22 protein-coding genes are annotated in these 26,722 nt (G+C 62.8%); 9 read left to right on the plus strand and 13 right to left on the minus strand.

The features are described 5' to 3' along the window. Positions 1–37 precede the first annotated feature (37 nt). The 8 genes from C3F36_RS01595 to ydiJ form a co-directional block, all read right to left on the minus strand. Positions 38–1,231, minus strand: coding sequence for an MFS transporter (locus tag C3F36_RS01595; protein WP_048207897.1), 1,194 nt, complete (start codon positions 1,229–1,231; stop codon positions 38–40). A gap of 104 nt (positions 1,232–1,335) precedes the next feature. Beyond that, on the minus strand, positions 1,336–2,241 hold the full coding sequence (locus tag C3F36_RS01600; RefSeq protein WP_104454313.1) for a LysR family transcriptional regulator: 906 nt from the start codon (positions 2,239–2,241) through the stop codon (positions 1,336–1,338). 208 nt (positions 2,242–2,449) lie between these two features. Further along, a complete protein-coding gene (locus tag C3F36_RS01605) occupies positions 2,450–4,357 on the minus strand; it encodes a putative bifunctional diguanylate cyclase/phosphodiesterase (RefSeq protein WP_104454314.1) in 1,908 nt (635 codons plus the stop codon). Between the two features lies 1 nt (position 4,358). Then, positions 4,359–4,841 carry a molybdopterin-dependent oxidoreductase gene (locus C3F36_RS01610; protein ID WP_104454315.1) on the minus strand — a complete coding sequence of 161 codons (483 nt, stop codon included), beginning with the start codon at positions 4,839–4,841 and terminating at the stop codon, positions 4,359–4,361. Positions 4,842–5,172: 331 nt separating this feature from the next. After that, complete coding sequence (locus C3F36_RS01615) at positions 5,173–7,071, minus strand: DEAD/DEAH box helicase (protein ID WP_182958328.1); 1,899 nt, start codon at positions 7,069–7,071, stop codon at positions 5,173–5,175. A gap of 180 nt (positions 7,072–7,251) precedes the next feature. Further along, positions 7,252–7,713, minus strand: a complete 462-nt coding sequence (locus C3F36_RS01620; RefSeq protein WP_042882837.1) for a hotdog fold thioesterase — start codon at positions 7,711–7,713, stop codon at positions 7,252–7,254. A gap of 125 nt (positions 7,714–7,838) precedes the next feature. Beyond that, a complete protein-coding gene (locus C3F36_RS01625; protein WP_103858443.1) occupies positions 7,839–8,327 on the minus strand; it encodes a hypothetical protein in 489 nt (162 codons plus the stop codon). After that, on the minus strand, positions 8,327–11,383 hold the full coding sequence (gene ydiJ, locus C3F36_RS01630) for a D-2-hydroxyglutarate dehydrogenase YdiJ (RefSeq protein WP_199769643.1): 3,057 nt from the start codon (positions 11,381–11,383) through the stop codon (positions 8,327–8,329). The genes C3F36_RS01625 and ydiJ overlap by 1 nt, the downstream gene beginning before the upstream one ends. 169 nt (positions 11,384–11,552) lie before the next feature. Here ydiJ and C3F36_RS01635 point away from each other — a divergent pair, with 169 nt between their 5' ends. The 4 genes from C3F36_RS01635 to C3F36_RS01650 all read left to right on the plus strand — a co-directional run bounded on the left by C3F36_RS01635 (position 11,553) and on the right by C3F36_RS01650 (position 16,732). Further along, positions 11,553–12,479 (plus strand): cation diffusion facilitator family transporter, encoded by a 927-nt coding sequence (locus C3F36_RS01635; RefSeq protein WP_041214996.1) that lies wholly within the window; start codon positions 11,553–11,555, stop codon positions 12,477–12,479. A 300-nt stretch (positions 12,480–12,779) separates the two neighbouring features. Beyond that, entirely contained in the window at positions 12,780–14,321 is a 1,542-nt protein-coding gene (locus C3F36_RS01640) for a TerC family protein (protein WP_104454318.1), read from the plus strand. A 175-nt stretch (positions 14,322–14,496) separates the two neighbouring features. Next, entirely contained in the window at positions 14,497–15,606 is a 1,110-nt protein-coding gene (locus tag C3F36_RS01645; protein ID WP_104454319.1) for an alkene reductase, read from the plus strand. Between the two features lie 139 nt (positions 15,607–15,745). Further along, on the plus strand, positions 15,746–16,732 hold the full coding sequence (locus C3F36_RS01650) for a zinc-binding dehydrogenase (RefSeq protein ID WP_104454320.1): 987 nt from the start codon (positions 15,746–15,748) through the stop codon (positions 16,730–16,732). Positions 16,733–16,806: 74 nt separating this feature from the next. Here C3F36_RS01650 and C3F36_RS01655 read toward each other — a convergent pair whose 3' ends face one another. Further along, a complete protein-coding gene (locus C3F36_RS01655) occupies positions 16,807–17,826 on the minus strand; it encodes an adenosine deaminase (RefSeq protein ID WP_104454321.1) in 1,020 nt (339 codons plus the stop codon). A gap of 202 nt (positions 17,827–18,028) precedes the next feature. On the opposite strand from C3F36_RS01655, the gene C3F36_RS01660 reads away from it, so the two are divergent. From C3F36_RS01660 to C3F36_RS01680, 5 genes are all read left to right on the plus strand, one after another. Beyond that, positions 18,029–18,778, plus strand: coding sequence for an HAD-IIA family hydrolase (locus C3F36_RS01660; protein WP_005337281.1), 750 nt, complete (start codon positions 18,029–18,031; stop codon positions 18,776–18,778). 141 nt (positions 18,779–18,919) lie between these two features. Next, positions 18,920–19,288: a cupin domain-containing protein gene (locus C3F36_RS01665; RefSeq protein ID WP_104454322.1), complete on the plus strand. Its 369-nt coding sequence runs from the start codon at positions 18,920–18,922 to the stop codon at positions 19,286–19,288. Positions 19,289–19,493: 205 nt separating this feature from the next. Continuing rightward, a complete protein-coding gene (gene asnB, locus C3F36_RS01670) occupies positions 19,494–21,158 on the plus strand; it encodes an asparagine synthase B (protein ID WP_041213050.1) in 1,665 nt (554 codons plus the stop codon). 169 nt (positions 21,159–21,327) lie between these two features. Further along, positions 21,328–21,828: a thioredoxin family protein gene (locus C3F36_RS01675; RefSeq protein ID WP_052814548.1), complete on the plus strand. Its 501-nt coding sequence runs from the start codon at positions 21,328–21,330 to the stop codon at positions 21,826–21,828. 128 nt (positions 21,829–21,956) lie between these two features. Continuing rightward, positions 21,957–22,580 (plus strand): glutathione S-transferase family protein, encoded by a 624-nt coding sequence (locus tag C3F36_RS01680; protein WP_104454323.1) that lies wholly within the window; start codon positions 21,957–21,959, stop codon positions 22,578–22,580. Positions 22,581–22,652: 72 nt separating this feature from the next. Here C3F36_RS01680 and maiA read toward each other — a convergent pair whose 3' ends face one another. From maiA to hppD, 4 genes are all read right to left on the minus strand, one after another. Continuing rightward, a complete protein-coding gene (maiA, locus tag C3F36_RS01685; RefSeq protein ID WP_199769644.1) occupies positions 22,653–23,291 on the minus strand; it encodes a maleylacetoacetate isomerase in 639 nt (212 codons plus the stop codon). A 69-nt stretch (positions 23,292–23,360) separates the two neighbouring features. After that, complete coding sequence (locus tag C3F36_RS01690; protein ID WP_104454325.1) at positions 23,361–24,359, minus strand: fumarylacetoacetate hydrolase family protein; 999 nt, start codon at positions 24,357–24,359, stop codon at positions 23,361–23,363. 10 nt (positions 24,360–24,369) lie between these two features. Continuing rightward, a complete protein-coding gene (locus C3F36_RS01695) occupies positions 24,370–25,518 on the minus strand; it encodes a homogentisate 1,2-dioxygenase (RefSeq protein ID WP_104454326.1) in 1,149 nt (382 codons plus the stop codon). Further along, positions 25,511–26,665 carry a 4-hydroxyphenylpyruvate dioxygenase gene (hppD, locus tag C3F36_RS01700; RefSeq protein ID WP_041214989.1) on the minus strand — a complete coding sequence of 385 codons (1,155 nt, stop codon included), beginning with the start codon at positions 26,663–26,665 and terminating at the stop codon, positions 25,511–25,513. The genes C3F36_RS01695 and hppD overlap by 8 nt, the downstream gene beginning before the upstream one ends. Between the last annotated feature and the right edge of the window lie 57 nt (positions 26,666–26,722).

The raw sequence follows: 26,722 nt of genomic DNA on the forward strand, positions 1-26,722 counted from the left end.
GCGACCCCGGAGTCGCCTTTCTTGTCTTGCACATGCCTCAGATGGCCGGTTGCAGCCCCCGCCTGCCGGCCAGGGCGCAGAGACAGGCAACCAGGGCTAACCCCATGCCGGCTGCTCCCACCCCGAGCCAGTGTCCCTGTTGCCAGACCAGCATCCCCAGGCTGGAGCCGAGGGTTCCCCCCAGGAACATGCCGGTCATGAAGAGGGTATTGATGCGCCCCCTGGCCTCAGGTCTCAGACCATAGATGCGCTGCTGATGGGCGATGAGTGCGCTCTGCACTCCGAGATCCAGCAAGATGACCCCGCACGCCAGCCCGGCCAGAGAGAGCCACAGCTCGAAGCAGATCCAGGCAAGCACCACCAGCACAGCACCGGCCAATACCACTGGTCTGGCCCCCAACCGATCCGCCATCCGGCCTGCCAAAGGGGCCGCCACCACCCCAGCCACCCCGATGACGCCGAACAGACCCGCCATGTCGGCCCCCAACCCATAGGCAGGTTCGGCCAGGTAGAACGCCAGCACGGTCCAGAAGGCGCTGAAGGAGGCAAACAGCAAGGCCTGGGTCAGGGTCGCGCGGCGCAAGGCGGGCTCCTCGCGCCACAGACCGACCAGAGAATGAAGCAGACGGCCATAACCGAGGGGAGAGCGCGGTAATCCGGATGGTATCATCCTGGCCATCAGCAGGGCCCCCGACAGGGCCAGGGGAATGGCCAGCCAGAACATGGCGCGCCAACTGCCATAGGCGGTGACCAGGCCGGCGACCGTTCGGCTGAGCAGTATCCCGGCCAGTAGACCACTCATCACGCTGCCGACCACGGCACCACGGCGGGCGGGATCAGCCAGGGTCGCCGCCACCGGAACTATCTGCTGGGCAGCCGTGGCCCCGATGCCGAGCAGGACGGAGGCCAGCATCAAGGTGGTGGCACTCGCGGCCGTGGCCGCCAGCAGGGAAGCCAGCGCGATCAGTGCAAACTGCCCCGGAATAAGCCAGCGGCGCTCGACTACATCGCCAAGCGGCACCAGCAAAAGCAGACCCATGGCATAGCCGAGCTGGGTCAGCATGGCGATCAATGGCATGCCCGAGTGCCCGGGAAAGTCCTGCGCCATCACAGCCAACATGGGCTGGTTGTAGTAGATGTTGGCAACTGCCAGGCCGCATGACAGGGCCATGGCGAAGAGCAGGGAGGGGCCGGGGGTTGCGGCCCCTCCGGCAGAAGGCGATGTACTCATGATCTTCTCCTCGTGGTAGAAGGGCTCCCGCCAGGACACGGGCCCCATGCGCACAGCCTACCCGGGGAGCGTCGCCACCAGTAGAGCGGTGGGGACCATAACAGTTATTCCGCTGGTGCATGCCCCACGCCGGGCAGGCCGGTCACGAATGCCAGAAAGGCGCTCGCCTTGGCACCGGGCTGGCGACTTGCCGGGAGCAGGGTCCAGAGCTCCTGCATGGGCAGTTGCCACTCGGGCAGCACCGCCACCACCTCGCCGCGGGCAAGCTCGGGGGCAAACATCCACTCCGAGGCGATACCAAGCCCCAGTCCTGCCAATACGGCGGCGCGCATGCCTTCGGCCGCCGAGACCATCAGCCTGCCTTCTCCGGAAACCACCTTCTCCTCGACGCCGCGGCGAAATCGCCACTGCTGCCCCACTCCGGGCCGTGGACTGTAAAGCACCAGATCATGCTGTTGCAGAGCCTGAGGGGTCTCAGGCTCTCCTTTGGCGGCCAGATAGGCCGGCGTCGCCAGCACCCGCATGTCGCTTCGGGCGAGGCAGCGGGCGACCAGCGACGAGTCGGCCTGTTTGCCGATCCGCAGAGCCACCTCGATGCCCGCCGAAATGAGATCCACATTGCCGTCATCCAGCAGGATCTCCAGATCCAGTCCCGGGTGAGCCGCCAGAAAACCGGCAAGATGGGGAATGATATGCAGGCGGGCGAAAGTGACGGGAGCGCTCACCCGCAGACGCCCGCTCAGGCCCGCCCGGCATTGCTGCACCATGGCATCGGCCTCGTTGACCTGGGCCAGGATCTCTCTCGCCCGCAGATAGTAGGCCTCTCCGGCCTCGGTGGGCGCCAGCCCCCGGGTCGAACGCAGCAACAGGCGGCTGCCAAGGTGCGCCTCAAGCTGGGCAATCAATCTGGAAACCGTGGGTTGCCCCATCCCCAGTCGGCGGGCCACCGCCGAAAACGAGCCGGTCTCCACCGCCAGCACGAACACCTCCATCACCCCCAAGCGATCCATCTATGGCTCCTCTGCCCTGTGGCACTGTTCGTGGCACAAGGTAGCACTGGGACTGTCCTCTCGCACCCTCGTTCTGGCAGGAGGCACAAGAAAGCCACGTCATAGGCGGTCCTGCCATGGGAGAAAGGTGTCGGGATGAAATATCAACCAGGAACGATCGAACAGAGGGACTCGAAGACAAGGCTACAGGAGCTCGATTGCCCCAAGGCTACCCCAGTGCCACTTCCTGAATGGCGGCGCTGTGGGCGAAATAGCGGTGACAGAACTGCATGAACTCTGGCAGCGGCAAGGGACGCGAGTAGAAATAACCCTGGATCTCATCCACCCCTATGGTGAGCACCGCCTTGAGCTCATCGCTGTTTTCCACCCCTTCTGCCACGACACGCACCCCCAACTGATGAGAGAGGGTGGTGATGGTCTCGACGAAGAGCACCTGCCGGGTGTCACTGTCGATCGCGGTGATAAAGGATCTGTCTATCTTGAGCTTGTCGAAATAGAGTTCACGCAGGTAGGAGAACGAGGACCAGCCGGTCCCGAAGTCATCGAGGGCCACCCGCACCCCAATCTGGCGCAGGGAGTGAATGATCTGCTTGCTCAGGGCGATGTCATCGAGGGCGATGGTTTCGGTCAGCTCCACTATCAACTGGTGCAGTCCCAACGGACCGTCACTCATCTTCACTTCAATCTCCCTGGCCAACCCCATGTTGAACATGGAGTTGGAGAGGTTGATGGAGATCTCGAGCGGTGCTAATACCTCTTTCGGGAAGCCGGACAGATCGAGCTGCATGCGCCGGATGATCCAGCCCCCGAGCGCCTCGCCCAACCCGTTCTCTTCTGCCAGCGAGATGATGTCGAGGGGGGCAATAAAGCCATATTCCGGATGATGCCAGCGGATCAGCGCCTCCGCCCCCAGCCTCACTACACTCTGGCCGCGCACGATGGGCTGATAGTAAAGGGCCAGTTGCGGGCAGTGGATAAGCTCCCGCAGCTCGGTCGACAGCCGGCGTTTGCGCTGATAGTGCTGATCCATGCTGCTGGAGAAGAGCACATTGCGATTCAGCCGCTTGCGCTTGGCGCTGTCGAGGGCGATATCGGCAAACAGCAGCATCTCTTCCGGTGAATGATCCGGTTTCACGTACTGGCTGGTGCCCATGAAGACCCGCACCCGGTGCGCCGGATCGGCGGCAAACACCAGATCCGCCAGCTCGCTGCGCAGTTGCTCCAGAAACGGGAAGCGCAGATAGGTGGGCATGGTGCCGGTGATGATGAGGGTGAACTCGTCACTGCCGGTTCGGGCAGCGAAGATCCCCTGGCCAGAGGCGGCCTTGATCCGCGCCGCAAGCCGTTTGAGCAAGGCGTCCCCCACTTCGTAACCCAGACAGTCATTGACCTCCCTGAAATGCCCCAGATCCATGAGACAGACGGTGATGCTGCTGCGCCGACCGGGATGGCTGGTCCACTGTTGGAGGTGCTTGATGAGCGCCGCCCGGTTGGGGAGACGGGTGAGAGGGTCGTTCCACGCCAGAAAATGCTGGCGACGCACTTCGCGAAACAGCACCATCAACATCACCATGGTCGCCAGCATCAGAAATCCCAGGATGAAGAAGTTCTGGGTTTTCGACTCGTTGAGCAGCTCACGCTGGGCGATGGCAGAAGGCCCGGTGAAGTTTTTCACCATCACGTCCCGCACCCCGCGCATCTCGTCATCGAGCGCGGCCGTGAACATCTTGAGTGCGGGGGAATCCGGCTCCCCTTGCACCACATCCTGCTCATAATGTTCGAAGAGAGCGAGGATCTTGCCGACCGCCGTGTCCGCACCGAACCGGGCCCTGACCGACTTTGCCTCCTCCCCGTGCAAGAAGACATCGAGCCAGTTCCAGGCAATGTCAAAGCGCTTGTTCATCTCCTCCCGGCTGGCGGCACCGGCACGATAGAGCTGCAAGCCCTCCTCGAAGGCGTGGATCTCCAGCTCGAGCTGGGCCAGTGCCCAGGCGGAGAGCTGGGTGTAGCGCGTCACCGCATTGAACGCGTGGTCATAGTTCCAGACCGACCAGAGGGTCACCCCCAAAAAGGTGGTCACCATCAGGATCAGGCTCAAGAACTTGCCGCGCAGCATCTTATTTGCTCTCCAGCGCCGTCAGCTGCCACACCATCCGGCTGTGATAGAGCTCCTTGTTGAGTTCGGGATGGTCGGTGAGGGGATAAATGACCCAGAGCGGCCCCTTGTTGCGCAGAGTCAGCGCCTTGCCATCCTGCTTCTCGGCCACCAGCACCGGGTACTTCTCCCCGTCTTCCAGCGGCAGTGCGGTCCAGTATTCATTGACCGCGAGGGCCTTGACCTCCTGGCTCTTGAGACCGTAGGTCCTGACCAGGTCCCGCAGCAACACCCCGCGATAGAGGTGCTCCCCTTCAGTCCAGGGCGTCCCCGTCTTAACCTCCGTCTGCGGCAAGGCCTCAAACTCGGCACGGGTCAGCACCACCTCCCCCTTGCCATTGCAGCACCCCGCCCCCGCAATTCTGAAGAAGGGCTCCTCCGCCAACACCATACCCGACACGAGCCATCCGGATATCAGCAACACCTTGCCAAGCCACTTGCCCATCACGCACCTCCCTGTCATACGGTTTATTTATTCATCTCACTCTGCTGACTCATATGCAAACAACAGAATGCACCTTCAGACCAAAGTCGCAGTCGTTTGCAACCAGCAACTATCTCTGCGCCTTCCAAAAGTACCCAATCGCTTCCCAAAGAATGACACCAGGCGCCACCCCCAGGCAAATGGATTGCACCATTTTTCTTTTCACTGGCTCCTCATAAAACCGGGTGCCCGCCACGGCCGGAAAAAGGTGACAATCTTTGCTACGCATCTGAAAAACAGACACAAAAAAGGCCGCTCCATGGAGCGGCCTTCTCATCAGTGCAGTCAGGGTTTAGCTGTCGCGGCGCTTGTTGCCACCGAATTTGCGACCCTTGTCGAAACCGCCTTCACGGCGATCCTTGTTGAAGGGACGGTCACCCTGGGGACGGCGATCCTTGTTGAAAGGACGGTCGCCACGGAACGGACGATCACCACGGGGCGGACGGGGAGCAGTGTTGCCGCCGGCCGGCACTTCGGTGTAACGGGTGATCTGCAGCGGACGCTGGCAGACACGGGCCTTCTTGATCACTTCCAGCACCTCGGCGCTCATGCCCTTGGGCAGATCGACGGTGGAGAAGTCATCGGCGATGTCGATGTTGCCGATGAAGCGGCTCTCGATGTTCGCTTCGTTGGCGATGGCACCCACGATCTGGCCCGGCTTGACGCCGTGATGGGCGCCCACGTCGACACGGTAACGCTCCATCTCCACGTCCGGGTTGTCTTTCAGCGGACGCGGTTCGAGGGACGGCATGCGACGGGCCGGACGATCGCCACGGTCACCGAAGTCACGACCGCCACGGTCGTTGAACTCACGACGCTCAAAGCCACCGCGATCGTTACCAGCGTTGAACACCGGATCCGGAATGGAGTCATCCAGCAGCAGCGGTTGATCGCCCTGTACCAGCTTGGCCAGTGCGGCAGCCAGTTCCAGCGGATCGGCAGAATCTTCTTCGATCAGCTCGTTCACCAGATTCACGTAGATCTCGAGCTCTTCGCCCATCATGGTTTCGCGGATGCGCTCCTTGAACTTGGCCAGACGGTGCTGGTTGATGTCCTCGGTGCTCGGCATCTTCATCGGCTCGATGGCCTGACGGGTTGCGTGCTCGATGGCGCGCAGCATGCGACGCTCACGCGGTGCCACGAACAGGATGGCTTCGCCCTTGCGACCGGCACGGCCGGTACGGCCGATACGGTGAACGTAGGATTCGGTGTCGTAGGGGATGTCGTAGTTCACCACGTGGGTGATGCGCTCAACGTCCAGACCACGGGCAACCACGTCGGTGGCGATCAGGATGTCCAGCTGGCCCTGACGCAGCTTGTCGACTGTACGCTCACGCAGCTTCTGCGGGATGTCACCGTGCAGCGCTTCACAAGCATGACCACGGGCAGCCAGCTTGCCAGCCAGTTCTTCGGCGGCGTTCTTGGTGCGTACGAACACCAGCAGGGCTTCGTAGGGTTCGACTTCCAGCAGACGGGTCATGGCGTCCAGCTTGTGCAGACCGGTCACCTGCCAGTAACGCTGGCGAATGGTGGTGGCGGTCGCAGTCTTGGAGGCGATCTTGATCTCTTTGGGCTGCTTCAGGTGCTTCTGGGCCACACGACGGATCTGCTCCGGCATGGTGGCGGAGAACAGGGCAACCTGACGACCGGCCGGGCACTGTTCCATGATCCAGTCCACGTCGTCGATGAAGCCCATGCGCAGCATCTCGTCCGCTTCGTCCAGCACCAGGGCTTTCAGACCGGAGAGGTCCAGGTTCTTGCGACGGATCAGGTCCATCACGCGGCCCGGGGTACCCACGACAACCTGGGCACCGCGACGCAGGGCGCGGGTCTGGGTTTCGTAGGAAGCGCCGCCGTAGATGGGCAGCACGTGGAAATCGGGCATGTGGTGGGCATAGCGTTGGCACGCCTCTGCAACCTGCAGGGCCAGCTCGCGGGTCGGGGCCAGCACCAGGATCTGGGTGTTGCGGTTACCAGCTTCCAGACGAGACAACAGAGGCAAGGCAAAAGCAGCGGTCTTCCCTGTACCGGTTTGTGCCTGCCCCAGCAGATCGTGTCCCGCCATCAGGTGGGGAATTGCTGCGGCCTGGATGGGAGACGGGCGCTCATAGCCCACGTCCTGCAGCGCTTTCAATACAGGCGCGGCCAGTCCAAGCTCACTAAAAAGGGGCAGTTGTTCGGTATCAGACATAGATTCTTCCAGATTAAGGCAGGCGGCTAACACCGCGGAATAGCAAAAAGGCGGCGATTATAGCGCCACTTTGTTCTGCTGTCTTGAAAAATGTGATAGGTGTCTCAAGACGTTGGCAATTATAGAGGGATCTCGCGACTATGGCTTGCTTATTTTTCACTCATGATGCGTTATTGCCGATCACGCTTCGCCAGAGTCCTTGTCCCGCTTGTGCTTGAGCACTGCCATGGTCAATCGGCTGGTGCACAATAAACGACCACGTTCATCGCGAATCTCGATCTGCCACACCTGAGTCGTCGCCCCCAGATGCAGCGGCGCGCAGCGCCCCGTCACCATCCCTTCCCGCTTGGCCCGTAGGTGATTGGCATTGACCTCCAGCCCCACGCAATAACTCTCCTCCCCCACCGCCATGTTGGCCGCAAGCGATCCCAGCGTTTCCGCCAGCACCACGGAGGCGCCGCCGTGCAGCATGCCGAGTGGTTGATGGGTGCGGTGATCCACCGGCATCGTGGCCTCCAGCCAGTCGGGGCCAAAGGCGGTGTAGACGATGTCGAGGTGGGCCATCAGGGTGTTGCGGGAGCTGGCGTTGAGCCCCTCCAAGCTCATGGGTTTGCGCCAGATGGGGCTGCTTTCTTGACTCATGGTGAGCGGACTCCTTGCGTGATCACGGGTTATCGCTGCGCTGTAGCGGCAAACCAGCAGTGTCGGCGAAAAAGGAGCAAAAAAAAAGATGCCCACGCCGGGGCATCTTGCATCGAGATTGACCCTCACCAGGGATAGGTCACCCCTGGCCACTCGGCCCAGGGGCCGTCCCGCCCCGGCAGGCGCGGCTCGGACCAGCGCCATACCTTGCCGAGCCAGGCGCGCAGTTCGGCTTCGAGTTCGCTGTCAGTGAGCGGCGCCTCGACCACCTTCCAGAAGAAGAGCTCCACCTGCACCTCCGGCAGTACCGACGGATAGAGGTAGACACCGCCCCAGAAGCGGGGCTCCCTGTTCGGGCTCCAGAGGCCATAGGCAAAGGAGCGCTTGGCCAGAAACTCGGAGTGCTGCCACTCCAAGTCGGCCTCGTGCTGACTCAGGCTGAAATTGGCGGAGGGCCACACATCATCCGGGCGAAACAGCTGATGGAGCTGATCCCGCTCGCGCAGGATGGCAACAAACTCCACCACGGCCTGGGACGGCGTGGTGGGGAGCAACAGAAAATGCGGGTGCCGATAGGCCTTTGGCACCCGGAATCCCTTGGGAAAGTGGAGCATCAGAGCAGTTCCAGCAGGGCCTGCAGCGGATGCTTGAGCTTCTCCCCCTCCATCCGCTTGACCTGGCTGCGGCACGAATAACCGGTGGCCAGACAACGGGCTTGCGGCAGGCGAGCCAGGGGCTCGGCCCAGCTCAGACCGTAGATCCCCTTGGAGTTCTCCACCTGTTTGGCGTCGTGACCATAGGTGCCCGCCATGCCGCAGCAACCCACCGACACCGGCTGCAAACGTGCACCGAAGCGGCCGAACAGGGTGCTCCAATCACCGTGGGTGGTGGGCTTGGCGGTCTTCTCGGTGCAGTGGGCAAACAGATACCAGGGGTCGGTGCCAACCTCTTCCCGCAGCGGCAGCGCCTCGGCAGGCAGGGAGAGCAGCCACTCCTGGGGCAGCAGCACCTGGAAATCGCCGCGGGCGGGGCCGAGCGCCTTCACGTACTCGTCCCGGTAGCAGAGCACCAGAGAGGGGTCGACCCCCACCATGGGGATGCCGAGGACCGCCACCTTGTTGAGGAACTGGGCGCTGCTGGCAGCAGTGCGGGCGAAGGCGCGCAGGAATCCCTTCACGTGCTGAGGCTTGCCGTTGGGTTTGAACGGCAGCAGGTAGGGCTGATAACCCAGCTTGCTGGCCAGCTTCACCAGGTCACGCACCACGGGGGCGTCGTAGTAGCTGGTGAAGGGATCCTGCACGATGAGCACCACTTTTTGGCGCTGCTCGGGGCTCATGGCCTCGAGGCCCGGCAGATCGAAATAGCGGGCGCGGTGATCCCGCAGCTCCTCGGCCAGGGTCGGCACGGAGAGCAGCGGCACATCCACCATGCCGATGCTCTTCTCGGTCGCCTTCTGGGCCCACTCTTTTTCGAGGAAGAAGTTGACCAGCTTGGGGGCCTTGGCCAGCAGGGGCGCATAGCTCTCTACCGTGCCCACGAAGTAATCCTTGGGGCCGCGCAGATATCGGCTGTGATAGAGCTGCATGAAGCGGGCGCGGAAGGTGGGCACATCCACCTTGATGGGGCACTGGCTGGTGCATGCCTTGCACGCAAGGCACCCCTCCATCGCCTCCATCACCTCGTGGGAGAAGTCATACTCGCCCCGGGCGCGGGCCACCGTATTGCGGAACTTGTCGACGATCTGCTTGAAGCGCAGACCCCCGCTTTGCAGCGCCACCTCTTCGGCAAGGGGATCGAAGCCCTGCTCCGACAACTGGCGCAGCCATTCACGCATCAGGCCAGCCCGCCCCTTGGGGGAGTGACGGCGGTCGCGGCTGATCTTGACCGAGGGGCACATGGGGGAGTCGGTCTCGAAGGTGAAACACAGACCGTTGCCGTTGCAATCGAGGGCCCGTGTATAGCTCTCGCGCACGGCAATCGGGATCTGGCGGTCGAACTTGCCGCGCTTGGGCCCGTCCACTGAGACAAGCGAAGCGCCGCTGCCATAAGGCATGCAGATCTTGCCCGGGTTGATGCGGTTGGCCGGGTCGAACGCCCCCTTGACCCGTTGCAGCTCTTCCCACAGCTCGCCGAAGAAGGCGGGGCTGTATTCGGAGCGAAAGCCCTTGCCGTGCTCCCCCCACATCAGGCCGCCGTATTTGGCGGTGAGCGCTACCACCTGATCGGAGATGCGCCGCAGCAGCACCTCCTGCTCGGGATCGCACAAGTCCAGCGCCGGGCGCACGTGCAGCACCCCGGCATCGACGTGGCCGAACATGCCGTAGTCAAGGCCGTGAGCGTCCAGCAGGGCGCGAAACTCCATGATGAAGTCCGCCAGGGATTCCGGCGGCACGGCGGTGTCTTCGGTGAAGGCCACCGGCTTCTTGCGCCCCTCGGCATTGCCGAGCAGCCCCACCGACTTCTTGCGCATGCCATAGATGGTCTCGATGCTCGGCAGGTGGTCGCACACCTGATAGCCAATGACCCCGGCTTCACCACGCGCCAGCAGGCCGTCGATGCGCCGGCACAGCTCCGCCACCTTGGCCTTGTGCGCATCCTCGTCGGTGTCGGCAAACTCGACGATGTTGAGCCCCTGCAGATCCTTGCCGGGCACATCCTGGATGAGATCCTTCACCGAGTGCCAGATGATGTCGGCGCGAGCCAGTCCCAACACCCGGGAGTCCACCGTCTCCACCGACAGGGCGTGGGCCTGTACCATAAAGGGGGCATTTCTGAGCGCGGAGGGGAAGCTGTCGTACTTGACGTTGACCAAGGTGCGGTAGCGCGGGATGGGGGTGATGTTGAGGCGGGCTTCGATGATGAAGCCCAAAGAGCCTTCCGAGCCGCACAGCACCCGGCTCACATCCAGAGTGTCGGTATCGGGCTGATAGAGGTGCTTGAGATCGTAACCGGTCAGAAAGCGGTTGAGCTTGGGGAAGGTGGCCTCGATATCGGCGCGCCGCTCGCGGCCGATGCGATAGAGGGTGCGATAGATCTCCCCCTCCCGGTTCTCCAGCGCCAGCTTATCCGCCAGACGCTGGCCGGTCACCGGCTCGGTCGCCATGAGATCGCCGTTTTCCAGCACGGCCTTGAGGCCGAGCACGTGATCCGAGGTCTTGCCGTACACCAAGGAGCCCTGCCCCGAGGCATCGGTGTTGACCATGCCCCCTAAGGTGGCCCGGTTGGAGGTGGAGAGATCCGGCGAGAAGAAGTAGCCGTGGGGCTTCAAATAGGCGTTGAGCTGGTCTTTGACCACCCCGGCCTGGGCCCGTACCCAGCCCTCTTCCAGATTAATTTCCATGATCTGGTTCATATGGCGCGAGAGATCGACGATAATGCCGCCGCCCAAGGATTGGCCATTGGTGCCGGTACCGCCGCCGCGAGGGAAGAAACTCAAGGTTGCGTACTCGGGCCCCTGGGCCAGCTTGAGCATCACCGCTATGTCATCCGCACTGCGCGGATAGAGAACCGCCTGAGGTACGACCTGATAGACGCTGTTATCCGTCGCCATCGCCAACCGGCTTGCATAAGACTTTTCGATATCACCACGAAATGCTGATCGCGCCAGCAACTCAAGAAACTGCAGGGTTGTAGGTGACAAACTGTCCTGGTAATCGAGTCTCGGGATCATGAATCCTTGTTCCCATCCTTTGCTTGATGCCGGCATTCCGGCGACAACGACCGTTCGGACCTGCCTCTTTGCGGGTGTCCGAACCAGTCCGCTCACATGTGAGCGGGCAGTATATCAGCTAGAAAACCGCTTGCGCGCGCAATCTTCACCATTTGAAAGGAGGACTTTTATGGCTCACTACAGCCATGTTATCAGTACGCTTATTCGCACCGAAAAACAGGCGCTGACCCTGTCGCTGTTTGGTTGCATCACCTTTGCCATTTTCGGGATCGGCTATGGTCTGTTCGTCGGTTCCAACGCCATCATGCTGGACGGCATCTTCACCCTGTTCAGCATGGGCATGACGGGCCTTGGGCTCATCACCGCCTACCTGGTCACCCGCCCCTCCGACGCCCGTTTCCAATACGGCTACGCCCACTTCGAACCCATCGCCAACGTCATCAACGGCGCCATCATTCTGCTGCTCTGCCTCGGCGCCCTCTATGGCGGCATCACCTCCCTGCTGGCAGGAGGACGGGAGATCGATCTCGGCCACGCCCTCATCTATGCCGTCGTCTCCACCTTCTTCTGCGGCATCCTCTATCTCATCGAGGCCGACGTGGCCGAGCGGGTCAACTCCGAGCTGGTGCGGGTGGACTCCAAGGAGTGGCTGGTGGATACCCTGCTCAGCGCCACCCTGCTCATCGGCTTTCTGGTCGCCATCGGGCTCGATACCCTGGGTTACGGCCACTACAACCGCTACATAGACCCGGTGCTGGTCTCGCTGCTGGCCCTGTGTGCCACCCTCATCCCCATCAAGGTGCTCGGTCGCAACCTGCGGGAAGTGCTGAAGATTGCCCCCAAGGGGGATGTCTCCCGGCTGGTGGCCAGCGAAGTCGAAGCCCTGCGCCTGCGCCATGGGGTCGAGTGCTACAGCCACCTGGCAAAAAGCGGCCGCCGCTTCGATCTCGAGCTCAACATCCTGGTGGCCCCCGGCCAGGAGTGGCCCGTCGAGCGCCAAGATGCCCTGCGCCAGGAGCTCTGGTCCCGCCTCGGCGATACCCTGGGAGACGCCTGGCTCTCGGTCTGCTTCACCCGGGAAAAACGCTGGTTGTAAGCCGCAAGGCGGGGCTTGCCTGGCAAGCTCCGCCTGTCCCTGTCGCCCTGTTGGGCGAGCACCTCCCCTTGCGCATCCAGACCCCTCTTGCCAAATACGGGATTCCCGTTATCATCAGGGCTCACTTTTGACCCGAGGTTTTATTGCCCATCATGGACAATCCCCGAAGTAGCCCTTCGTCTTTTCCCATCAAAGCCTATCTGTACCTGCTCAACCAACGCCTCTGAAGCGATCGTCTCCGTCACCACGGCCACGCCGTGACCACGATTCACTGCATCTGTCTTCATTGAGGTCAATCACATGGAATTCTTGCTGGACCCGTCAATCTGGGTCGGTCTGCTTACCCTGATCATCCTGGAAATCGTTCTCGGGATAGACAACCTGGTCTTCATCGCCATCCTGGTGAAAAAACTGCCCCCCGCCCAGCGGGACAAGGCGCGCATCATCGGTCTCTCCCTGGCCCTGCTGATGCGCCTGGGACTGCTCACCATCATGTCATGGCTGGTCACCCTCACGGCTCCTCTGCTGCACATCTGGGATCACCCCTTCTCCGGTCGGGATCTCATCCTGATGGGAGGCGGACTCTTCCTGCTGTTCAAGGCCACCTCCGAGCTGCATGAGCGACTCGAGGCCAAGCCCGAGGAGCAAGGCGGCACCGGCGTCTATGCCGGGTTCGGGGTGGTGATCGCCCAGATCCTGGTGCTGGATGCGGTCTTCTCCCTGGACTCCATCATCACCGCCGTCGGCATGGTGGATCACCTCGGCGTCATGATGGCGGCCGTAACCATCGCCATGGTAGTGATGGTGCTTGCCTCCAAGCCCCTGACCCGCTTCGTCAACGCCCACCCCACTGTGGTGGTGCTCTGCCTGAGCTTCCTCTTGATGATCGGCTTCAGCCTGGTGGCGGAGGGCTTCGGCTTCCACATTCCGAAGGGCTACCTCTACGCGGCCATCGGCTTCTCGGTGCTCATCGAGTTCTTCAACCAGCTCGCCCAGCGCAGTGCCCTGCGCCATGAGGCGTGCCAGCCCCTGCGCGAGCGCACCACCGCCGCCATCTTCAAGCTGATGGGGGGGAACAAGCGCTCCGCCCACCCGCAGGAAGACGAAGAAGAGGTGCAGGCTCAGCCCCTGCCCCCTGGTTTCGGTGAAGAGGAGCGTTACATGGTGAGCGGCGTGCTGTCGCTGGCCGAGCGTTCCATTCGCACCATCATGACCCCGCGCTCCGAGATGGAGTGGATCGACGTGAGCGACAGCGAGGACGAGATCCGCGCCCTGCTGCAACGGGCCCCCCACAGCCTGTTCCCGGTCTGTGACGGGGAGCTGGACGAGATCATCGGGGTGGTCAAGGCTCGGGATCTGCTGTTTGCCCTCAACGAGGGGCAATCCCTGGCAGCACTAGCCAGACAGAACGAGCCCGTCATCGTGCCCCAGACCATCAACGTGATCCGGCTGCTGGCGGAGCTGCGCCAGGCCAGGGGCAGCCTCATTCTGGTGGCGGACGAGTTTGGCGTCATCCAGGGGCTGGTCACCAACCACGATCTGCTGGAGGCCATCGTCGGCGAGCTGCCGGACGAGGACGAGACCCCCGATGTGGTGCGCGAGGGCGAGCATTGGCTCATCCACGGCACCACCAACATCCATCAGGTGGAGCAGGCACTGAACTGCGACGGGCTGGTGAGCGAGAGCGACGAGTACGTGACCCTGGCGGGCATGCTGCTCTCCCACTTCGGCAGCCTGCCCGACGTCGGTCAGCAGTTGCACCTCGGCCAGTTCTGCTTCGAGGTCATGGCCGTGAGCGAGCGGCGCATCGAGCGAGTACGGGTCACCCCACTCTCCCCCTGATCATCGGTGGCAATGCAGCAAAAGAGGGCCTTTGGCCCTCTTTTTTCTGGCCCGAGCCCGGCCCCTCCCGGGCCATTGCTGCGATAACGGCAATTCTCTTCTGCAATCCCCCCTCTTTTTCACAATAACAATCCCCTCTAAAGTCACCTCACTCCCAAAGATTGAGGAATCCATCATGCACCACGATCCCCTGTTCTGCCCCCTTCGCCTCGGCCAGCTGCACCTTGCCAACCGCATCGTCATGCCCCCCATGACCCGCTCCCGCGCCAGCCAGCCCGGGGACGTGGCCAACGCCATGATGGCGACCTACTACGCCCAGCGTGCCGGGGCCGGCCTCATCATCAGCGAAGGCACCCAGATAGATCCCCTGGGCAAGGGCTACGCCTGGACGCCGGGCATCCACAGCGCCGAGCAGGTGGCAGGCTGGAAGCAGGTAACAGACGCGGTCCACGCCGAGGGGGGCATCATGTTCGCCCAGCTCTGGCACGTGGGCCGGGTCACCCATCCTGACAACATCGGCGGCGCCCAGCCCCTCTCCTCCTCCGCCATCCAGGCCAAGGGAGTGAAGGTGTTCGTCGACAACGGCAGCGATGCCCCGGGGTTTGTGGAGACCGTCACCCCGCGCGCCATGACCCAGGCCGACATCGACGCCGTGGTGGGGCAGTTTCGCCAGGCCGCCCGCAACGCCATGGAGGCGGGCTTTGACGGCATCGAGTTGCACGCCGCCAACGGCTACCTCATCAACCAGTTCCTCGACTCCGAGTCCAATACCCGCACCGACAGCTATGGCGGTTCGCTCGAAAACCGGCTGCGTTTCCTCAAAGAGGTGACCGAGGCGGTCTGTGACGAGATCGGTCCCGACCGGGTCGGGGTGCGTCTTGCGCCGCTCACCACCCTCAACGGCACCGTGGATGCCAACCCCCAGGAGACCTATCTGGCCGCCGCGCGCCTGCTGGGCCAGCTCGGCGTGGTCTATCTGCACGTCGCCGAAGCGGACTGGGACGACGCCCCCCTGATGGCGGAGAGCTTCAAGCAGGGGCTGCGCGACGCCTTCCCCAACACCCTCATCTACGCCGGCAAGTACGATGGGGAACGCGCCCGCGCCGCCATCGAGGCGGGCTGGGCCGACATGATTGGCTTCGGTCGCCCCTTCGTGGCCAACCCCGACTTGCCGAACCGCCTGCGCCACGGCCATCCGTTCGCCCCCCACGATCCCGCCACCCTGTTTGGCGGCGGCGAGAAAGGGCTGACCGACTACCCCGTCTATGGGGCAGAGCGGGCATAAGGCGGCTGGCGCTTAACCTCTTCCCGGGCGGGCCCTCCAACAGGGGGCTCGCCTTGTTGTCTTGCCAGTGCAACAGTAATTCAAGACATTGTTACGCCATATGACTCAATCTGCGCCCCCTCTCTTTCAAGGAGTCACCATGAACCATACCCAGGCCTGGTGCTGGCACGCCCCCGGCGAACCGGACCAGCTCACCCTCACCCGGCAAGCGCTCCCCACCCCCGGGCCCGACGAGGTCCTCGTCGCCAACCGGATCATCGCCTTCAATCCGGTGGACTGGAAACTCATCGAACAGGGTCATCCCCACTGGCAGCCCGGCCATGTGCCCGGCGTCGATGGCATGGGCACCCTGGTGGCACTGGGGGCCAACGTCACCCACCTGCGCCCCGGCACCCGGGCCGCCTATCACACCGACCTGCGCCATGGCGGCAGCTTTGCCCGCCACACCCTGGTGCCGGCTCGCGCCCTGATGCCGGTGCCCGATGCCCTGAGCGACGAGGCGGCCGCCGCTCTCCCCTGCCCCGGCCTCACCGCCTGGCAGGCGCTGGCCAAGCTGCCGCACCTGCACGGGGAGGCCCTGCTCATCTCGGGGGCTGGCAGCAGTGTCGGCCGCTTCGCGGTGCAAATTGCCCTCCAGAAGGGTGCCCGCGTCTTTGCCAGCGCCAGCCCGCGCCACCACCAGTGGCTCAAACAGCTAGGCGTGCAGGGGGTGGCGGACTATCGGGATCCCGACTGGCTGGCCCAGTTGCAGGCCGCCAACGGTGGTGAACCCTTCGAGGGGATCATCGATCTGGTCTCCAGCCAGCAGGCAGAAGCCTTGCTGCCTGCCCTTGGCTATTACGGCCACATGGTGACGGTGCTCGGGCGCATCGCGCGCAACCCGCTGCCCGCCTTTAGCCATTGCCACTCATTGCACGAGATTGCCCTCGGCGCCCAGCACGCCTTTGGCTCGGACAAACAGTGGAGCCGTCTGGTAGCGGCCGGTGTCGCCATGATGGCGCAGATGGTGAACGGCGAGCTGACCCTGCCGCCGCTGGTGGTGGGCGACTTCGACGCCCTGCCCTCCCTGCTCACCCGCGTCAAGCAGGAGGGACAAGGAGAAAAGTATCTGGTGCGGGTGGGTTGATACCCGCCCAACGATGGCACAAAGAGGCCCGCCATGGCGGGCCTCCTGCATTCAAGGTGTGCAAGGCGGCCTGCTCAGTGCAGGCTCACCCCGTGCAGGGCGGCATGGAGGCGAATGTCCCGGGTCAGACGCACCTTGTCCGCGAGGCTCAGCCAGCTCGCCTCCACGGCATTGAGACTGAGGCGGCACAGCTGCTCCTGGCTGGCGCCAAGCCCGTCGGCCAGGGCCTGGAAGTTGGCCCCCAGGTATCCCCCGAAATAGGCGGGATCGTCGGAGTTCACGGTGACGCAGAGCCCCTGCTCCAGCAGCCTCAGCACATTGTGGTGGGCCATCTGGTCAAACACCCTGAGCCGCACGTTGGAAAGCGGGCAGACGGTGAGGGGCAGCCGTGTGTCGGCCAGGTAGCTCAGCAGCGCGGGATCCTCGACACAGCGCACCCCGTGATCGATGCGTTGCACCCCGAGCTCCCGGATCGCTTGCCAGATGTAGCCCGCAGGTCCCTCCTCCCCCGCGTGGGCCACCACCGGCAACCCCAGTTCCCTGGCCCGGGCAAAGACCCGGGCAAACTTGCTGGGCGGGTTGCCCTGCTCCCCCGAATCGAGGCCGATCCCGTGCAGGCGCGCCAGGTACGGCGTGGCCTCTGCCAGGGTGGCTAATGCCGCCTCTTCACTCAGGTGGCGCAGGAAGCTCATGATGAGCCGCCAGCTGATGCCAAAGGCTGCTTCGCCAGCCTGTAGCGCCCGCTCGATGCCCCCCAGCACGGTGGCAAAGGGCACGCCGCGGGCGATGTGGGTCTGGGGGTCGAAAAAGATCTCCACGTGCACCACGTGATCGGCAACGCAGCGCTCGAGATAGGCCCAGGTGAGGTCGAAGAAATCCTGTTCGTGGATGAGCACGCTGGCGCCGAGGTAGTAGAGATCGAGGAAGGATTGCAGGCCTTCGAACTCATAGGCGGCGCGCAGGCTGTCGACATCGGGCCAGGGCAGCGCCACCCCGTTGCGCTGGCCGAGGGCGAACATCAGCTCGGGTTCGAGGGTCCCCTCGATATGCAGGTGCAGTTCCAGCTTGGGCAAGCCGGCAATAAAGTGCTCCATGATGACGGCTCCATCGTCAGACTCCGTGCGGACACCACCGGGGCGGCGCCCTCCCTTCGCCTTCATTGTGCACCCATCTGGCCCGCCGGAGGAGACTTGTCATCAAAGGGCCTTATAATGGCGGCACAAAAACCATAACCGATTGAAGAGACGAACAGAGGGATGCCCTGTCCCCCGCTCTTGCGCCCTACAAGGAGAATTCATGAAGAAAAACGTCATCTGTGACATTGACGGCGTCATCCTGCACAACAACGATCTCATTCCCGGCGCCGACCGCTTCGTCCACCGCCTGCTGGAGCAGGGCAGCAAGCTCCTGTTCCTCACCAACTACCCGGCCCAGACCCAGAAAGATCTGCAAAACCGCTTCCGCTCCGCCGGAATAGAGGTGCCCGAGGAGTGCTTCTACACCTCCGCCATGGGCACCGCCGACTTTCTCAAGCGCCAGGATGGCAAGAAGGCCTATGTGATTGGCGAAGGGGCCCTGACCCACGAGCTCTACAAGGCCGGCTTCACCATCACCGACATCGACCCGGACTTCGTGGTGGTGGGGGAGACCCGCAACTACAACTGGACCATGATGCAGCAGGGCGCCAAGTTCGTGGATCAGGGGGCCCGCTTCATCGCTACCAACCCGGATACCCACGGCCCCATGATGCACCCGGCCTGCGGCGCCCTGTGTGCCCCCATCGAGCGGATGACCGGCAAGAAGCCCTTCTATGTCGGCAAGCCGAGCGCCTGGATCATTCGCGCGGCCCTCAACCGGATGGAGGCCCACTCCGACGACACCATCATCATCGGCGACAACCTGCGCACCGACATCCTGGCGGGCTTCCAGGCCGGTCTCGAGACGGTGTTGGTGCTCTCCGGGGTGAGCAAGGTGGCGGACATCGACCGCATGCCGTTTCGACCGAACCACATCTTTGACTCCGTGGTGGACATCGACATCGTCTGATCCCGGGTGCCGCCCTTCCGGTGGCCTTCAGCCTGCACGGGCCCCCTTGGCAAAGGGGGCCCGTTTCGTTTAACGTAAGCTTAACATCGTTAAACAAACTAAACGGGAGCAGGATGCTCCTTCGCCACTCAAGGACGCACCATGAAGAGCCTGAACGACTGGATCCTGCTGGACAAACACACTGTCTCCCCCACCCCGATGATGCCAGCCCCCGAGCGCATCAGGACTGGAACGCCGAGCCAGACGGCATGGAACCACTACTCCGACCCTAGCCAGCAGTTTCACGTGGGCTTCTGGGCTTGCGAGCCGGGCTGCTGGGCCGTTCACTATACCGAACACGAATACTGCCAGATGCTGGAAGGGGAGGCGGTGATCCACGACGAGCAGGGCGGCCGGTTGCACCTCAAACCGGGGGATCAGTTCGTCATTCCCGCCGGTTTTGTCAGGCAGTGGGAGACCCTCACCCCTTGTCGCAAGCTCTATGTGATCTTCGAACCCGCCGCGACTTGACGCGCACGTCAATCCTGACCCTCTCTCTTCAGGCGGCCGGACGGCCGCCATCCCCTGCGCAACTTGACGCTTACGGCATGATTTTCTGCGGTTTTCCCGCTTGCAAAAGGGTTTTCCGCTAGGCATTGTGATTGGCGAGGAATGTAAATGGAATTTCGAGCCCAAACGTGGGGGGCTCATATAAAAATCAAGAGGATTACCGCCAATGTGTTCTATTTTCGGCATTCTGGACATCAAGACCGACGCCACTGCCCTGCGCAAATCGGCCCTGGAGATGTCCAAGCGACTGCGTCACCGCGGGCCTGACTGGTCCGGCGTCTACAGCTCCGACAAGGCCATCCTGGTGCACGAGCGCCTGGCCATCGTCGATCCGGGCAACGGCGCACAGCCTCTCTACAACCCCGAGCGCACGCACGTATTGGCCGTCAACGGCGAGATCTACAACCACAAGGAGCTGGAGAAGAACCTCAAGGTCGACTTCCAGTTCCAGACCCACTCCGACTGTGAAGTGCTGCTGGCCCTCTACAAGGAGAAGGGCCCGGCGTTTTTGGACGATCTGAACGGCATCTTCGCCTTCATCCTCTATGACGCCGAGCAGGATGCCTACCTGATTGGTCGCGACCACATGGGGATCATCCCCCTCTATACCGGCCGCGACGAGCACGGCAACTTCTATGTCGCCTCCGAGATGAAGGCGCTGGTGCCCGTGTGCAAGAGCGTCGAGACCTTCCCGCCGGGACACTACCTGTGGAGCAAGGATGGCGAGCTTAAAACTTGGTACAAACGGGACTGGATGGAATACGCGCCGGTCGAGCACAACGTCAGCGACAAGGCCGAGCTCAAAGCGGCCCTGGAAGCGGCGGTCAAGCGCCAGCTGATGTGCGACGTGCCCTATGGCGTGCTGCTCTCCGGTGGTCTGGATTCGTCCGTCATCTCCGCCATCACCAAGCTCTATGCCGCCCGCCGGGTGGAAGACGATGGCAAGAGCGAAGCCTGGTGGCCGCAGCTGCACTCCTTCGCCGTCGGCCTGGAAGGGTCGCCGGATCTCGCCGCCGCCCGCAAGGTGGCCGATCACCTCGGCACCATCCACCACCAGATCCACTTCACCGTGCAGGAAGGGCTGGATGCCCTGCGGGACGTCATCTATCACCTCGAGACCTATGACGTCACCACCATCCGCGCCTCCACGCCCATGTATCTGATGGCCCGCTACATCAAGGCGATGGGGATCAAGATGGTGCTCTCTGGCGAAGGCTCCGACGAGCTGTTCGGCGGCTACCTCTACTTCCACAAGGCACCCAACGCCCGTGAGTTCCATGAGGAGAACGTGCGCAAGCTCGCTTCCCTGCACCTCTATGACTGCCTGCGGGCCAACAAGTCCATGGCCGCCTGGGGCGTGGAAGGCCGCGTGCCCTTCCTCGACAAGGAGTTCATGGACGTGGCGATGCGCCTCAACCCCGCCGACAAGATGTGCGGCAAGGGCAAGATCGAGAAGCACATCCTGCGGGAAGCCTTCGAGGATCTGCTGCCCCACGAAGTGGCGTGGCGCCAGAAGGAGCAGTTCTCCGACGGCGTGGGCTACTCCTGGATTGACAGCCTGAAAGCCATGGTCGAGGAAGAGGTGACGGATCAGATGTTCGAGGCAGCGGCCTTCCGCTTCCCCGTCAATACCCCGCTCACCAAGGAGGCGTACTACTACCGCGCCATCTTCGACGAGCACTTCCCGCTGGAGTCCGCCGCCCGCACCGTGCCCTACGGCAAGTCGGTCGCCTGCTCCACCCCGACCGCGCTCGAATGGGATGCCAAGTTCAAGGAGATGGCCGACCCCTCCGGTCGCGCCGTGATGGACGTCCACCAGCAGGGTTACTGATCGCCCCTGACCTGAATACAAAGCCCCTCTCGAGGGGCTTTGTTGTTTTCTGCCATTCCATTGCCGCTTTTTTTGCCTTCCCCTTCCCTGTTTGCGGCTTGGCGCAGGAAACGCCTCGTGTCACATTGTCTGCGCCTGGAAGCAAAGATAACGACACAAGGAAGAGACCATGAAACGACTGTTACTGCCCCTGATGCTGGGCTCCCTCCTTTTCAATGGCGCCACCTGCGCGGGCGACCACCTCTGGAGTCAGAGCCTGCCCGATTACAGCCAGGGTTATGACGAGACGCGGGATCCGGCCCGCGATCTCGCCGCCGCTACCGCCAAGGCCAGTGCCGAGGGCAAGAAAGTCCTGCTGCTGGTGGGGGGCGAATGGTGCAGCTGGTGCCAGGAGATGAACCGCTTTCTGGACCGGGAACCCGATCTCGCCGGCCAGCTCAACCGCACCTTCGTGGTGGTCAAGGTGAACGTCAGCGAGCAGAACAAGAATGAATCCTTCCTGAAAGCCTATCCCGAGTATCTGGGGGTCCCCCACTTCTACGTGCTGGATGCCAAAGGCAGGCTGCTCGAGTCCTTCAACACCGGGCTGCTGGAGAAGGGGAAGAGTTACGACGGGGAGAAACTCGGCAAATTTATCGCCTATTTCCAGCCCAGGACCACCCACGGCTGACTCGCCAGTCAATAAAACAGGGCCCCGCACGGTCAGTGACAGTGCAGGGCCCTGATGGCTACGCAAACAGGGAAGTGGCATGTCTGCGACAAACAGGCCATCCATCACCCCGGACAAGGACGAAAAAGATGTTGCGAATACTGGGCAAGGCGTCGTCAATCAATGTGCGCAAGGTACTGTGGACCTGTGCCGAGCTGACCCTCCCGTTCGAGCTGGAGGAGTGGGGATCCGGCTTAAAACCCACGGACACCCAGGCGTTTCTGGCGCTCAACCCCAATGCCATGGTGCCCGTCATTCAGGATGAGGATTTTACGCTGTGGGAGTCGAACACCATCATCCGCTACCTGGCGACGCGCCATGGTGCCAATGCACTCTATCCCGCCGAGGCGAGAGCCAGGGCCAGGGTCGATCAATGGATTGACTGGCAGGCATCGGACTTGAACACCGCCTGGCGCTACGCCTTCCTGTCGCTGGTGAGGCGCTCTCCCCAGCATCAAGAACATCAGGCCCTTCACGCAGCTTGCCTGCAGTGGTCTCACTGCATGGAGATCCTGGAGAGACAGCTTCAAACAACCGGAGGATATGTGGCCGGTCCGCACTTCTCGCTGGCAGATATTCCCATCGGGCTGTCAGTCAACCGCTGGCTGGAGACGCCCTATGATCGCCCGTCGCTACCCGCCGTGGACGACTACTATCAGCGACTGAAAGAGCGGCCGGGGTTTCGACGCTATGGGGCCAATGGCACGCCCTGAGGCGAGCAAGATAACCCGGGCAAGGAAAGAGACGGCAGACCGGGCCAACGCGCTGGCCCGGTCTGCACAGCTTCAGGGCTGGGCATCTGGCTGATTGGCGGGGGCAGCCTTGATAAAGGCCTGCAACTGCTCGCAGTTGGCGACGATGCGCGCAATGGTGGGGTAGTCATCCAGGGTCATGTCGAAGCGGCGGGCGTTGTAGACCTGGGGCACCAGCATGCAGTCCGCCAGGGTGACCTCGTTGCCCACGCAATAGATGCTGGCGGTGGTCATGAGAAGCTGTTCCAGCGCGGTGAAGGTCTCGTCAATCCAGTGGCGATACCAGGCATCCCGCGCCATCTTGCTCTGCCCCAGCTCCTGCTCCAGGTAGTGCAGCACGCGCAGGTTGTTGAGGGGGTGGGTGTCACAGGCGATCATGTTGACGATCTGGCGCACCCGGGCACGTTCGATGGGGGCGGAGGGCATCAGGGGGTAGGCGGGATAGGTCTCGTCGAGGTACTCCATGATGGCCACCGACTGACCCAGATGCACGTCATCGTCCACGAGAAACGGCACCAGCCCCTGGGGATTGACCCGGCGGTAGGCCTTCTCCTTCTGCTCACCCTGCCGCAAGTTGACCGGGTGCTGCTCATAATCGAGCCCCTTGAGTTGCAGTACCAAACGCACGCGAAAGCTGGCCGATGAGCGCCAATATCCAAACAACTGCAGCATAGTGTGTCCCTGTGGTGGCAGGTGTCTGCCACCTGCCGTGTCGCCCGCCCCTCCAGGGGTCGGGCTCTCCTAGCTCGCCCGCTCGGCCGTTGCTTGCGTGACCCGCTGCAAAATGGTGCCAAACAGACTCATCCCGTTGCGATCCTGCATCGCGATGGACACTGTATCACCAAAGCGCAGAAAGGGTGTAGTGGCTTGACCTGACTCGATAATTTCCAGCATCCGCCGCTCGGCAAGGCAGGAGGATCCCCGGCTTCTGTCGTAGTTGGATACGGTGCCCGAGCCGATGATGCAACCCGCCCCGAGCGGCCTTGTCTTGGCGGCATGGGCAATCAGCTCATCAAAGTTGAAGGTCATGTCCACCCCGGCGTCGGGCTGCCCGAACAGGGCGCCGTTGAGGTAGGTCACCAGGGGCAGGTGGACCTTGCCATCGCGCCAGTCATCCCCCAGCTCGTCCGGGGTGATGGCCACCGGCGAGAAGCTGCTGGAGGGCTTGGACTGGAAGAAGCCGAAGCCCTTGGCAAGCTCCCCGGGGATGAGGTTGCGCAGGCTCACGTCGTTGACCAGCATCAAGAGCTTGATGTGGCTCGCCGCCCCCTGCGAACGGGTGCCCATGGGCACGTCGTCGGTGATGACGGCGACTTCCGACTCAAAATCGATGCCCCACTCCTCGGAGCCCATCACGATGGGGCCACGGGGCGGCAGGAAGCTGTCAGAGCCTCCCTGATACATCAGGGGATCGTGCCAGAAGCTTTCTGGCATGTCGGCGCCGCGGGCCTTGCGCACCAGCTCCACGTGATTGACGTAGGCACTGCCGTCAATCCACTGGTAGGCGCGAGGCAGCGGGGAGAGGCACGCCTCCTCATCGAAGGGGAAGGCGTCGGGGCAGGCGCCCTCGTTGAGTCGCTGATAAACCTTCGCCAATTGCGGCGCCACTTCGCCCCACTGGTCGAGGGCCGACTGCAGAGTCGGGGCAATGGTCGTCACGTGGACGGCGCGCGCCAGATCGCGGCTCACCACCACCAGGGCGCCGTCGCGCTTGCCATTGTTCAGGGTTGCCAGTTTCATATCGAATTCCTTATTTGCCGAGCGTCTCTGGACGCTGCCAGCTGGTGACATAACCGGGGTGTTCGACCCCTTCGCAGATCGGGCCGACGGCCAGGGCATCACGGGTGTCGAGCATCACCGCCACCTCGTCGGTGAAGGTCTTGGCATGAGCCAGTCCCGCCGCAAAGGCCTTGGGATGGGGACCATGGGTGAAGCCGGCAGGGTGGAAGGTGACCATGCCCCGCTTGATGTTGTCCCGGCTGAAGAAGTCCCCGGCGTGGTAGAAGAGCACTTCGTCGAAGTCGTCGTTGCTGTGGTAGAAGGGCACCCGCAGGGCGCCTGGGTCACTCTCGATGGGACGCGGCACGAAGGTGCAGACCACGAACCTGCTCGCCACGAAGGTGGAGTGAGCCGAGGGAGGCAGGTGGTAGCGGTGGCTCATCAGCGGGCGGATATCCCGCCAGTTGAGGCGCACCACGCACAAGTCCCCGTGCCACCCTTGTGCATCCAGCGGGTTGAACGGCCAGGTGACGACCGAGACCTGATCGTGGCGCTTGATCTGCAGCGACCAGGGGTTTTCATCCTGCTGGGCCAGGAAGCGCTCGTTGATGGCGGGCACGTCCAGGGCCGCCGGATCGAAGATGGCGTGATTGCCCACCAGTCCCTTGTCCGGCAGCTGATAACTGTCTTCCGTCGCCTCTATCATCAGGATGAAGAGGGGCGCGGTGGGCTCGATGCGCCACATGGTGCCACGGGGGATCACCACATAGTCGCCATCTCTCAAGATGAGGTGTCCGTAGTCGCAGTAGAACTCGCCGCTCCCCTCGTGAATGAACAGGAGCTCGTCGCCATCGGCGTTTCGCACCAGAAACGGCATGGGCTCATGCAGGCGCCAGATGCGGTAGCGGCAGTGGGGGTTGCTGAGAATATCCGGCATCACCCAGGGGGAGAGGGAGCTCACCTCCTCCTGCAGATCGTTCAAGTCAAACGCCCGTGGCCGAAGCGGCCCTTCCCAGTTGACCCAGTCGGTGGGAGCATGCTTGTGGTGCATGTGGGTGGCCGGACCGAAGAAGCCCGAGCGCCCCAGCTCGCGCTCATAGATGGCCTGCTCCGGCAGATCGGCATGGGCCTGGCGGGAGTGGGTTCCCTCCCGATGGGGGAAGCTTATCCAGTTACGCATCGCTCGGTTCTCCGTTTTTCTGGCCCTGCGCGGCACTGTTCACCTCCCCTTGCGTGGATCCGTCCAGCACGCCACGGCGGATCTGATCCAGCTCGATGGATTCGAACAATGCCTGGAAGTTGCCCTCACCAAAGCCCTCGTTGCCCTTGCGCTGGATGATCTCGAAGAACACGGGCCCGATCACGGTATCGGTGAAGATCTGCAGCAGGATGCCGTCCTTCGTCGGCGAGCCGTCGATGAGGATGCGCAGCTCTTTCAGCGCCGCCAGATCCTCCTGATGACCCGCGACCCGGCTGTCCACCTTCTCGTAGTAGGTGTCCGGCGTCGGCATGAAGCCGGTTCCCCGCCCTCTGAGCGTGCGGATGGTGTGATAGATGTCGGCAGAGGCGAGCGCGATGTGCTGGATCCCCTCCCCCTTGTACTGGCGCAGGTACTCCTCTATCTGGGACTTGTCGTCTGCCGACTCGTTGATGGGAATGCGAATTTTGCCGCAAGGGGCCGTCATGGCGCGCGAGTGCAATCCGGTCAGCTTGCCCTCGATGTCGAAGTAGCGGATTTCCCGGAAGTTGCCGATCCGCTCGTAGAAATTCGACCAGAGGTTCATGTTGCCGCGATGGACGTTGTGGGTCAGGTGGTCGATCTCATAGAGCCCCGCGTCCACCTCGGCCATGCGGGCCTGCCAGTCGGGGTAGAAGATAAAGTCCACGTCATAGATGGAGCCCCGCTCGCCATAGCGATCGACAAAGGAGAGGGTACTCTCGCCGATGCCGTAGATGGCGGGGATGTTGAGTTCCATGGGACCTATTTTGCCCACAAACGGCTTGGCCCCCTGGCCGATGGCGTACTGCTGGGCACGGCCGGCATCGCTCACCCGAAACGCCATGCCGCACACGCTCGGACCATGGGCCCGGGCAAACTCCTCCGCCTGGGAGTGGGGCTCGGCATTGACCACGAAGTTGATGTCCCCCTGGCGATAGAGCCAGCACTGCTTGTGCCTGTGCTTGGCCACTTCGGCAAAGCCCAGTGAGACGAACAACGCCTTGAGGGCCGCAATGCCCTTGAGATCCGGCGCCGTGTACTCGACGAACTCAAACCCGTCGGTGCCAAGGGGGTTGATGGTGTGAGTACGGGAAGAGGGGGTGGTCATGATGCGCTCCTTGCGATGAACTGATAACGAAACGGTTCACGCCGCAAGGGCTTGACA

It is taken from the genome of Aeromonas sp. ASNIH2 (assembly GCF_002934795.1).
Classification (GTDB): domain Bacteria; phylum Pseudomonadota; class Gammaproteobacteria; order Enterobacterales; family Aeromonadaceae; genus Aeromonas; species Aeromonas caviae.